Genomic DNA, 11,135 nt, shown 5'->3' on the forward strand with positions numbered 1-11,135 from the left:
AACGAGATCAACTTGAAATGATTACTTTAGACCAACTGGTGCCGGCGAACTATTTGGTGCGTAAAATTGAGGCTTCCATTGACGTCACTTTCATTTATGACTTGGTGAAAGATATGTATTCAAAGGTAGGACGCCCAAGTATTGATCCAGTTATTTTAGTTAAACTGACATTCATTCAATATTCCTTTTGTATTGGGAACGATTGAACACCTTAATACACATGACAGTCATATTTTGGAGCCACTTATTGAGCAAGTGTTTGAGAAAGTTGGAAAACCAGAGCAGTTGCCGCAGATGCAGCTTATCAAACACCAACGATTACAAGCTACCTATTTAACAAAGAAATCACACCTGCTTTACCCTATACACGTCCTCGAACAAAAGAAGGATCCTATCGCAAACATGACTATGTTTACGATGAACACATTGATTTTTACCTTTGCCACTTCGGGCGAAACTTTAAAGTACTCAAACAACAAATAATGAGGGCTATCGCGAGTACAAATCGTCAAAACAAATTTGTGCAACATGCTCATATATATATCACGGTGTACAGAAAGCAAAGACCATCAAAAAGAAGTGACACGGAATATCTGGCAAGCAAGGTATACGTTGGACAACTTTAAAGGGACTTAAAAATTGTCGATGCAAGCGATGCTTTAAAAAAGATGGCCACGAGGACATGGCAAGGTCCTAAAATGGCATAACATAGTGACTCCAAGAGCCTAAATCTATTAACCTTTGGTCAAAATGTCAAAGGGAATTTTAAAAGGGGTTCGAAATTTTTTAATTCCGAACCCCCTTTGTCTACAAACTGGGCCCTTCTCGATATAGAGAAGGGCTTTGATATGTAAAAAGTTAAGATTGGGAGTTCACCAATGTTTCAAGTTTCTCTTTATCAGAAACAGAAATCCATGGTAAATCCTGATTGACATCATTAATACCAGGTTGGATAACGCGGCTATTTAAGAGGTCACAAATACACTCATTTATTAATTGGATATCCTGGTCTGATATTTTCCGGTTATATGTAGCGGCTCCTGTTTGTGTGGTCATCCCCCCTATCAAGCCTCTTTGATTTAATGAACTCCTGATCACTTCTCTGATAGCCTCTAGACTAGTCAACGGAAATACATCAAGGTGCTTAACAATCATTCTAAAAATATCCTCTCTAGATAAATCCTGTTCAAAATGTTGTCTCAAATAATCCACCCCCATTAGTCAAAACATTCTCCAAATGAAACGTAAAATCCTCCTATTCAGAAAAACCATTTAACAAATCCCAAAACAAAAAACCCTCTCAATTAAGAGAAGGGCTTTTAACAATGGAGGAGTACCACTTAGGGGGTAGTACAATATTATAATTATCGCCAAACGAATACATTTATATTCACCCCTTCCTCAATTTGGTGAAAACAACTTTACCTACCATCTAGACATTGAAAAATGACGCCTTAGTCGTTCCCACTCTGCCCTTGCATTACTTTTTTTCTTTGTTCCATGACCATTCTTAAATCCTTCTTCAATAAGATGTTTTATTATAGCGGCTCTTTAATGGTTTCGAATGGAAAATAGCGTTTTATCTCCTTTGATCGTAGTGTCGTGATTGGCATTATTTTAACGGATTCAAATGATTAAACGGATGGATGGTCCTATCTTTTGAATTATGGATGTCTCTTACACTATTTAATTTTCACCATGTTTCTGATATGCTTTTATCAATTGAAAAAAGAAAGGTGTAGTTACAATGTTAAAGGAATTCAGAGAATTTATTACCAAAGGAAACGTTCTCGATCTTGCGATAGCTGTAGTAATGGGTGCTGCTTTTGGAAAGATCGTTTCATCACTAGTAAATAATATTATCACACCGCTAATAGGAATATTATTAGGTGGGGTCAATTTTGCTTCGTTATCTATCACAGTTGGAAAAGCAGATGTTCAATACGGTCAATTTGTCCAAGCTGTGATTGATTTCTTGATCATTTCATTCGCGATTTTCATGTTTATGAAGGTAGCGAATTCTCTTATTAGAAAAAAACAAGCGAACGAGGAAGAGGTATTGGAAGCGGTACCTGAATCCGAGCAATATTTAAAGGAAATCCGTGATCTTTTACAAAAAAATGCACGGCAGGATGAAACATCATAATTATATAAAGAATCAGTGAAAAAGTGCAGAAGTAGTCAAAAATCAGAATAAGCAAAAGCCCCTCTCTTAATTGAGAGGGGCTTTTTAATGTCATAATGAACTACGTATACGTTACTATAACAAGACAAGCGACACTTATTAAATAACCGTGTGTCGGAATTCGTAAAGCAAAGTGACAGTAATGTTGGCAATCAAAAGAGGCTCTCTATCAACCCAATAGCAAGTACTGCTGTAATAATTTTTATTATATGAACAGAATTATCCCCTCCCCCTGCTTCTACATATTATTTATCGGCAATATTTATCGCGTAAAGCAAGGGTATACTTAACCGATTGCTCTGTACCTTTTTCTTGATCTTCAATCATTTGTTCTAAAAGTTCTTTTGGAGGATAATAGTAATCCAATGGTTTAATGACACTTAAATCATAAGGAGGTTGTTCGACTTTGAAAGCTCCTTCTCCAACCGCAAAGACTCCGCCAGCACCAAGCTCTCTCTTGAAATTAACAGCATATGGAAAACACATTTCAACGTTGATTCTAGTTAGGGTAGATTTCTCAACCAGTATTTTAAAACATTCTTCAGTATCAATATTGCCTGTCCCTACTGGTACACCACATACCCTATAATCCTCGCCATCATGAATGATAATATGATCTTTAAAATGGGTTGTGAATGCATATGGCGCTAATTTTCTTACAGCTTCAACCGGATCCTCCCATGCCATCATTCCGTTGCCCACATCACAATGAGCGCTAACCCAAGGGCTGTTGACTTCATTTATTATTTGGATAACCTCAACTGTTAACTCTTCCTCATGATTTTCCACAGCTAGTTTTATCCTGTATTTCTCCAATAATGGTACAATTTGTTTGATATCTTCTGGTGCTTTTTTCAATCTTTCCGGATCATACTCTCCTAAGCATGCATACGTACGAATCACATCCGCTCCGATTCTATGTGCTGCCTTAATGACTTCTTTTAGATGTTCCGGATCGCTTCCATTTGTGTCTATTTCAGCGAAAAATCCATACTTTTGAATTTCTTTTCTTACTCTGTCTAAATATTCCGGTTCAAATGATTCTAAAGTGCCCCATCCTGACAACCCTGGCCATGGAACAATATTGATCATGACTCCGTCTAATCCCAATTCAGCTGTTTTTCTGATAAAACCGAAAATATCCATTCGCCCTGTAATAAATTGCAAGTGATAGCTTTCTGTTTCTAATCCAATTTTCATTTTTTCCCCACCTTCAATTAAGTATTTAATTTTTTTGTTGATTTTCTTTTTTCTTGTTTACGATTTTATCTAGCTGTTTCAAAAAGTATTTTTCGATTAATGTCCAGAAGTCATTTTAATACCTATAGCCCCTGCAATGATACACATAATGAAGAGGTTCAATCTTAAACTTCTAGGTTCATTAAAGAAAAACATTCCTGCTAAAACACTTCCAACTGAGCCGATACTGGTCCATATTGCATAGGCAGTCCCGACTGGAAGAGAAGTTAATGACAAGGATAGAAAATAAAAGCTTAAACTACCCAAAAAAAGACACGCTACAGAGGGGAGCAATTTTTTAAAGCCGTCTGCACGTTTCAGGCTAATAACACTACCAATCTCGGCAAATCCGGCAATAATAAGAAAAAACCAAGCCATTGAATCATCCCCTAACCTTGTATATCAGTTCATTTCCTTTATTGTTTAGGCTCTGCTGGATTAACTTTTATTCCAATCATCCCCAATATCATTAAAGCCATAAAAAATACTTTCAGTGGATTAATGGTCTCACCCAAAAAAAGCATCCCAATTACTACAGTTCCAACCGTTCCCAATCCAGTGAAAATGGCGTAACCAGTTCCTAAGGGTATTGAATGTAGAGCTTTTGAAAGTAAAAAGAAACTAAAGATTATAATAACTACCGTAAATATACTAGGTATAATTTTGGTGAATCCGTGTGAATATTTAAGACCAATCACCCAGACAATTTCCAAAAGTCCTGCCATTATGATATATATCCATGCCATTTTATCGCTCTCTCCTTTGGCATTGACACTTATTTTTGAACCACGAAGTTCTCCATATATCGATAAATCGCATAAGCTACCCCATTTTCATCATTATTAAGGGTTGTCGTTGTACAAACAGTTTTTATGACATCCTTTGCATTTCCCATCGCTACGCTGTATCCAACTTTCTGGAACATGGATAAATCATTGTTGCTGTCCCCGATTGCCATTGCCTTATCTAATGAGCCATTCATCAAGAAAGCCAATTTTTCAAGGGCTATTCCTTTTGAAGCTCTTTTACTGGTAATTTCAATGTTATGATCAGCAGATGAAACGACCATCAACTCATCAAACTTTTTGAATTGGTTCCAGGCTTCCTCTAATTTATTTTCATCAAAAGAACATGCTAAAATGTTATAGAATTCTTCCTCCTGTTTTAAGATATCATGATAGTTTTCAACTAAAACATATCCAAACTGGTCAAATTGCCTTTCCGCTATTTCAACTAATTCTTTCATATCTGGATTCAAATCTGCGCTTTTCAAACTTTTAATCTCGTTATGGAACTGTTCTCTTCCTTTTTTAAGAGTATAGATGGCTTTATCAGTGAACACTTCGTAATAATAATTCCGTTCATCTAACCATTGGAGAATGGATTCAACACGATCTTTAGTTATCGTAATAGAAGAAATGCACTTTGCGCTTTTTGAATGAATGGTTGCTCCATTTGTCCCGATTACAAATGGGGATATCCCGGCTTTTTCACATATTTTTTGAACGTCAAAATAAGCCCGTCCTGTTGAAATAACTACTTCAAAGCCTCTATTTTGGGCATATTGAATCGCCTTTATATTTTCTTCACTAATTTCATTCTGGTCGTTTAATAATGTTCCGTCTAAGTCTATCGAAATGAAACTCATGCTATATAGCTCCTTTTCATTCTATCTATTAAATTTTCTTTCTAGCTTTTTTTTGCTGCTATCAAAAAAAGAGAGTACTCCCTCTTCCATCTCTTTTATGGGCTATGCTTGAATCCAATTGACTTCCTCTAATTTTGAATCATTTCTCCATTCCTCTGGAAATGGCTGCTCGCAGACAATCACATCTACTTTTTCTAGAGGACAAACTTTACAAAAGGTGTCGACACCGATTTTAGAGTAATCCGTTAGCAATATGACGTGCTTTGATACCTCGACCATTTTGCGTGAAACTAATGTTTCACGTAAATGATAATTACTAACACCACTTTGAATGGAAACACCGCCAGCTGAAATGAACGCTTTATCGATATTAAATTGATTTAACATCTGTTCAGTGAGACCCCCGCATATGGATTGATGCTTTGGATCAATTTGTCCTCCCAGTAATAGAATTTGTCCTGTAAACTTATTTTGATTGAGCAATTCGGTCAACACAGACGACACAGGAAGAGAATTGGTTAAAATCGTAATGTCTTTTTTATTTTCAATACACTGGGCAAATTCAAGCATGGTTGTACCTACATCAATGGCAATCACATCTCCGTTGGAAATGAGTTCCACCGCTTTTTTCCCAACCTTGATTTTCGCTTCTTGATTCACCGTTGTACGCTGTGTAAATGGAGGCTCCTCAAATTCAAAGACTGTTTTAATCGCTCCACCGTAAACCCTCTTTAACAGTCCTTTTTCCTCTAATATCATCAAATCGCGTCGAATCGTTTCCTCTGAAACATTAAATTGATCAACTAATTCTATTACTTTTACTTTTCCCATTTTGTTAAGTTCTTTTAAAATTTCATTCTTTCTTTCTTCAGGCAAAACAGACATATTTCTCCCCCTAAATCATCAATACTTTATAACATAATGCATTCTTTCTTCGGTACAAGAATTTGAACGCGTGCTCCTTGCTCAAACATTTCCCCACGGTGGTGAAGATAGTCTACATGAAAAGCGCACTCCTCTGTTTCTACTTCATATCTTAAAACATTACCTGCCATGGTAACATCTTTAATAAATCCTTTAATCCCCCAATTCCCTTGTAAGTCCAAGCTGTCTTCACCAACAGAAACTAATTGTAAAACTTCTGGACGAATGGCAACTTCATTCCCTTTTAATTCTTTGGTGCGAACAAGTTTTCGGAAAACTTCCATATTACAGACATTATAATTCCCGATAAATTTGGCAACAAATGTATTGACTGGAGAAGTATAAATTTCTGAAGGAGAACCGGATTGAACAACTTGTCCTTTATTCATGACAAAAATTCGATCAGACATCGTCATTGCTTCTTCCTGATCATGTGTAACAAAAATAGTTGTGATATCTAATTCTTTCTGTATTCTCTTTAATTCTTTTTGCAAACTTTTTCTAATCTTAGCATCTAATGCGCTTAACGGCTCATCCAGAAGCAGTACTTTTGGCTCCATGACAAGCGCACGGGCAAGAGCAACCCTCTGCTGTTGTCCACCAGATAATTGATGAGGATAAGACTCTTCTTTTCCTATTAAATCAACCATATCAATCATATTTTTCACTTTTGACTTAAGATTTTTCACCTTTTTCATTTTAAGGCCGTAAGCGATATTATCAAAAACATTCATATTCGGGAAAAGCGCATAAGACTGAAACACCATTCCGACTTCACGCTGACGCGGTGATAAATCAGTAATATCTTTTCCATCAATTAAGATTCTTCCTACATCAACGTCTTCAAGTCCCGCAATGGAACGTAATAATGTACTTTTTCCGCACCCGCTTTGCCCAAGAAGTGTAGCAAATTCACCTTTTTTTAATGTTAAAGAAATATTATTTAAAACTAATTGATTGTCATATCCCTTAGTCACTTGTTCGATGGTTACATAGCTCATTAGTTTTCACCTTCTAAAGTAGTATTTTATGACGGTATTTTTCTTAAAAAAATGAAGGAATTCGCTTCTTATTTTGACCCGACAGGATTTCTTTTGTTTCTAAACGTAAGCTTTAATACAGTCCCCGTTAAAAGTAAAATCATTGAATAATAGGTAATAACAATTGCACTTGTTAAGTGACCACTGCTGTTTAGTTTGTCGGACAGATAAATTTGAAGGGTTTCGAATCGGCCCCCGACAAGCAAATTGGCAAAAGCAAACTCACTAAATAAAAGAGAGACAGATAATAAAGTAGACACTAAAATTCCAGATATAATATTTGGAAACACCACCGTACGAAAGGCTTGGAATTTTGTGGCACCGAGTAATTCAGCTGCATCAACAAGTTGTACAGCATTAAGCGTACGAAGGCTGTTACGAATTCCTTGATACATAAATGGTAGAATGGTTATGAAATAAGCACCAATTAAAATCCAAGGTGTTCCGGCAATTTGAATCGGTCCAGCAGAATATAGCTTGATTAATCCAACGGCTCCAACAATCGGAGGAACTCCATAAGGAAGCATGGCTGCGGCTTGGAGCAATCCTTCCCATTTACTGAAATATACCGTGATAATAAAAATTGTCGGAAGCATAATAACAACACTAAGACCTACAGACATGACAATTAAAAACAGTGTTCGTCGGAAAGCATCATAAAACCGTTCATCTTGAAACAATTCAATATACCATTTCAGCGTATAACTCTCAGGTAAAATCGTATGATCCCATTTACCAGCAATCGAGAATAAAAGTGTACCTACAAGCGGAATTAATAAATATATAACTAGTAATCCAACAAACAATTTATGAAATGTCAATGAAGACTTCATCGTAAATCCCTCCTAACTCTACGCATCATTCGTTCATTGAACCACATCGCCCCTATCATGGTCGTTGCTAGAAGGACTCCCAATGCACTACCTAGCTGCGGCTTTAATGCAACATCACTAGCAACTAAAGAAGCAATTTGCAATGACAATATGTTATAGTTGCTGCCCACCAATGCATAGGCTGTTGCGTAGGCTCCCATCGCATTAGCAAACAAAATACTGAATGTACCTACAATACTAGGTAAAAGAACTGGAACCCCTATCCGAAGCCAAAATGAAAATGTTGACCCTCCTAATAATGAAGATGCTTCTTTCCATTGTTGCCTAATTCCTTGATAAGACGGGTAAATGAGCATAACGGCAAGCGGAATTTGAAAATAAATATAAACAAGAATGAGGCCTGTCCAGGAATATAAATTAAAATCTGCAAACAGGTCCCAACCAATCTTGGCAAATAGCAACGTAAACAACCCATTGTTTCCAAGTAAGATAATATATGAAAATGAAAGGGGAATCCCTTCAAAGTTCGACGTCATATTGGTAACCATCAGTAGTCGGTTTTGTATTTTTTGAGAGAACTTTGTAAACGAATAGGCTGCAATGACTGCTACAATCACAGAAGTTATAGCAGAAAACAAGGAAATGACCAGGCTATTTTTAATGGCTTGTAAGTAAAATTCACTTTTGAATATGGTTAAGTATTGATCAATCGTAACTTGAATTCCATCATCTGCATAAAAACTATTTTTAATCATTGCCACTAATGGTCCTATCTCAAATCCAATCACAAAAATAATAAATGGCAGTAAAAGAGCTAATAAGTAAATTTTTTGTTTTTTTATTTTTCGCAAGACTTCTCGCTCCTCTATGTTCTCTAACAATTTGGGAATTGGTCTAACAGTACATTCGTTAAACCAATTCCAGTCAATCTTGAATCATCATTTAATGTTTTTACAGGGTGACTTTTCCTTTCAGACCTGGAAATTGATATGAAATCATTTTATCGGACGGCTCAATATTTAATAGTTCACAAACGAGCGGTGCAAAAGCTAATTGCGGAACCACTTCACCATAAATGCCAGGCTCAACTTTTGGACTAATGATAAAGAGCGGTACATCACGTTCACCATCAGTTATGCCGCCATGGTTGCCATATTCACTCATGCCATGATCCGATGTAATTAATATGTGGTAACCTTCTTTGATCCAAATTGGCAATAGTTGTGCCAAAAAGCTTCCCATTTTTAGGATTTGCTCACGATATTCTTTTGATTCCGAGCCAAAAATTTCTCCTTTTACATCTACACCGAGCGGATGAATATATAAAAAGTGAGGGTCATACTTTCTGCGTAAAGCTTCTGCATCCATTAACACATGGCTATCTGGATAGTCATCGTCCCAATAAAATTTTCCGTATTGAATTGGATTGGATTCATCTTCTTGCTCACGGTCTTCAATAAAATGGAATGGCGCACGATTATAAAGTTCGCTTACCCAGTAATAGGACACTGTTCCGTTTCTTAACCCGTTTTCTTTCGTAAGATGAAAGAGACTTTTCTCAGTAGATAAACGAACGGCTCGATTGGACGTAATCCCATTCATTGAAGCCGGCGTACCTGTTAACAACACTTCATATAATGGACGGGAAAGACTTGGAAGCTCCGACTTAACTTTGTAAAGTGACGCTTGATTCGTTTCGACTAAATGCTGAATAAATCCCAGCGCTTCGCATGCTTTATCGTATCTCATACCATCAACAACGATTGCTATTACTTTATTTGACATGGACTAACACCTCTTCTTGCCAAATCTGAGGTAAATTTTTAGCCGTTTCTTCCCAAGCTTTGTAATCTTCAATTGGTTTTGCATTTTTGTACTGTTCTTCTGGAACCATTTTTTCAGCTACTTCTTTCGGAAGTTCTACATCGCGAATTGGACGGGCAAACCCTTTAGCTAAATTAATTTGTCCTTCATCGCTTAAGATATATTCTCTAGTTGCCATCGCCGCATGCAGATGCTTTGCAAATTTGTTAATAATGGTTGCGTAGCCGCTTACGACTGAACCTTCACTTGGAATGGTCACTTCAAATTGATCGCGGTTAATTTGGTCAGCGTAACCAAGAGCATTGAAATCCCAAACAAGTGCAACTTCCACTTCCCCTTTTTCGATGTTAGCCGGCTTGGCATCAGTCAAGCTAAGGCGGCCTTGCTTGGCAAGCTTAGCAAAATAGTCAATTCCTGGTTGGAGATTTGTTTCATCACCGCCGTTAGCGATAGCGGCAGCAAGTACGGCCATTTGATTCTGTGTACCACGCTGAACATCTCCAACTGTTACTTTATAATCCCCTTTTAATATGTCATCCCAAGATTTAGGCGGGTTATCTACTAATTCTTTATTAGTAAAGAATGCAATCGTTCCTTGGTAGCCAACAATCCAATCTCCATTGTCATCTTTTGCCCACTCAGGTACCTCGTCCCAATAGGAAGTTTTATATGGCATCGTTAATTCTTTTTGTTCCGCGATTGGCCCAAAGGACATCCCTACATCGCCGATATCGGCTGTTGCATTCTCTCCTTCAGATTCCATTTTGGCAATCTCTTCCGCACTGGACAAATCTGTATCATTGTGTTCCAATGTATATTTTTTCATCACTTCATTCCAAGTTTCGCCCCAGTTAGCCCATGAATCAGGCATACCAACACTATTAATGGTCCCCTCTTCATTTGCCTTTGTTTCAATTTCTTTCAAGGTTAACGAACTTGGATCCTTAACCACTGGAGCAGCCTCCTCATTAGTAGCTCCACAAGCAGCTAATCCCAGTACACTCACCCCTAACATCAAAGCTTGAATAGACTTGTAACAATTCTTCTTGAATGTGCGATTCATAAAAAATGCCTCCATTTAGTGTGGAATCTTTAATGTTTATTACTGTTTATTACGGTTTAATCATAATCAGTAAACATTAATTCCACATAAACCAAATATTAAGATTTTGTAAATCAGCTCTAATTTCTCCTACTCATCAGCTTTTATCTCCATAAGCATTAACAACAATCCGCAAACAGGACCAAGTAAAAGCAAGTCTATAAAAGAGAATGGGAAAAATCCCCACGCAAACACATCACCCTTTTGACCCTCTTTTTAGCTCGTCGTTAATAAAACTCCATGTTAGCTAAATAACTTTTCATGCAAAAAAACTCTCTTGATACAAGAGAGTTTCAGACTGTAGACAAACTCGATGAAAATCGAGTTTGTCTATTTTTAT

12 protein-coding genes and 1 pseudogene are annotated in these 11,135 nt (G+C 37.0%); 2 read left to right on the top strand and 11 right to left on the bottom strand.

Going from position 1 to position 11,135, the window contains the following annotated elements:
- Nucleotides 1-194 (top strand): annotated as a pseudogene (locus ADA55_RS31290) (IS5/IS1182 family transposase); the annotation flags it as partial.
- Between the two features lie 664 nt (nt 195-858).
- Here ADA55_RS31290 and ADA55_RS01340 read toward each other — a convergent pair.
- Complete coding sequence (locus tag ADA55_RS01340; RefSeq protein WP_142398552.1) at nt 859-1,203, bottom strand: hypothetical protein; 345 nt, start codon at nt 1,201-1,203, stop codon at nt 859-861.
- 544 nt (nt 1,204-1,747) lie between these two features.
- Here ADA55_RS01340 and mscL point away from each other — a divergent pair.
- The gene (mscL, locus tag ADA55_RS01345; protein WP_048678090.1) at nt 1,748-2,146 is read left to right on the top strand and encodes a large conductance mechanosensitive channel protein MscL; all 399 of its coding nucleotides are present in this window, start codon (nt 1,748-1,750) and stop codon (nt 2,144-2,146) included.
- A 288-nt stretch (nt 2,147-2,434) separates the two neighbouring features.
- Here the strand turns inward: mscL and ADA55_RS01350 are convergent, their stop codons facing one another.
- The 10 genes from ADA55_RS01350 to ADA55_RS01395 all read right to left on the bottom strand — a co-directional run bounded on the left by ADA55_RS01350 (nt 2,435) and on the right by ADA55_RS01395 (nt 10,756).
- Nucleotides 2,435-3,385 (bottom strand): sugar phosphate isomerase/epimerase family protein, encoded by a 951-nt coding sequence (locus tag ADA55_RS01350; protein WP_048678093.1) that lies wholly within the window; start codon nt 3,383-3,385, stop codon nt 2,435-2,437.
- 96 nt (nt 3,386-3,481) lie between these two features.
- On the bottom strand, nt 3,482-3,802 hold the full coding sequence (locus ADA55_RS01355) for a DMT family transporter (RefSeq protein WP_048678098.1): 321 nt from the start codon (nt 3,800-3,802) through the stop codon (nt 3,482-3,484).
- 38 nt (nt 3,803-3,840) lie between these two features.
- Entirely contained in the window at nt 3,841-4,170 is a 330-nt protein-coding gene (locus tag ADA55_RS01360; protein WP_048678100.1) for a DMT family transporter, read from the bottom strand.
- Between the two features lie 29 nt (nt 4,171-4,199).
- The gene (locus ADA55_RS01365) at nt 4,200-5,072 is read right to left on the bottom strand and encodes a Cof-type HAD-IIB family hydrolase (protein ID WP_048678102.1); all 873 of its coding nucleotides are present in this window, start codon (nt 5,070-5,072) and stop codon (nt 4,200-4,202) included.
- A 102-nt stretch (nt 5,073-5,174) separates the two neighbouring features.
- Nucleotides 5,175-5,957, bottom strand: coding sequence for a DeoR/GlpR family DNA-binding transcription regulator (locus tag ADA55_RS01370; RefSeq protein WP_048678105.1), 783 nt, complete (start codon nt 5,955-5,957; stop codon nt 5,175-5,177).
- 26 nt (nt 5,958-5,983) lie between these two features.
- Nucleotides 5,984-6,997, bottom strand: coding sequence for an ABC transporter ATP-binding protein (locus ADA55_RS01375; protein WP_048678108.1), 1,014 nt, complete (start codon nt 6,995-6,997; stop codon nt 5,984-5,986).
- Nucleotides 6,998-7,065: 68 nt separating this feature from the next.
- Complete coding sequence (locus tag ADA55_RS01380; protein ID WP_034313149.1) at nt 7,066-7,869, bottom strand: ABC transporter permease; 804 nt, start codon at nt 7,867-7,869, stop codon at nt 7,066-7,068.
- Nucleotides 7,866-8,720, bottom strand: a complete 855-nt coding sequence (locus ADA55_RS01385) for an ABC transporter permease (RefSeq protein ID WP_048678111.1) — start codon at nt 8,718-8,720, stop codon at nt 7,866-7,868. The genes ADA55_RS01380 and ADA55_RS01385 overlap by 4 nt, the downstream gene beginning before the upstream one ends.
- Nucleotides 8,721-8,820: 100 nt before the next feature.
- Complete coding sequence (locus ADA55_RS01390) at nt 8,821-9,654, bottom strand: alkaline phosphatase family protein (protein ID WP_048678114.1); 834 nt, start codon at nt 9,652-9,654, stop codon at nt 8,821-8,823.
- A complete protein-coding gene (locus ADA55_RS01395; RefSeq protein WP_048678115.1) occupies nt 9,644-10,756 on the bottom strand; it encodes an ABC transporter substrate-binding protein in 1,113 nt (370 codons plus the stop codon). The genes ADA55_RS01390 and ADA55_RS01395 overlap by 11 nt, the downstream gene beginning before the upstream one ends.
- Nucleotides 10,757-11,135: the final 379 nt, after the last annotated feature.

The organism is Bacillus sp. 220_BSPC (genome assembly GCF_001054655.1).
In the GTDB taxonomy this organism is placed as follows: Bacteria; Bacillota; Bacilli; order Bacillales; family DSM-1321; genus Peribacillus; species Peribacillus frigoritolerans.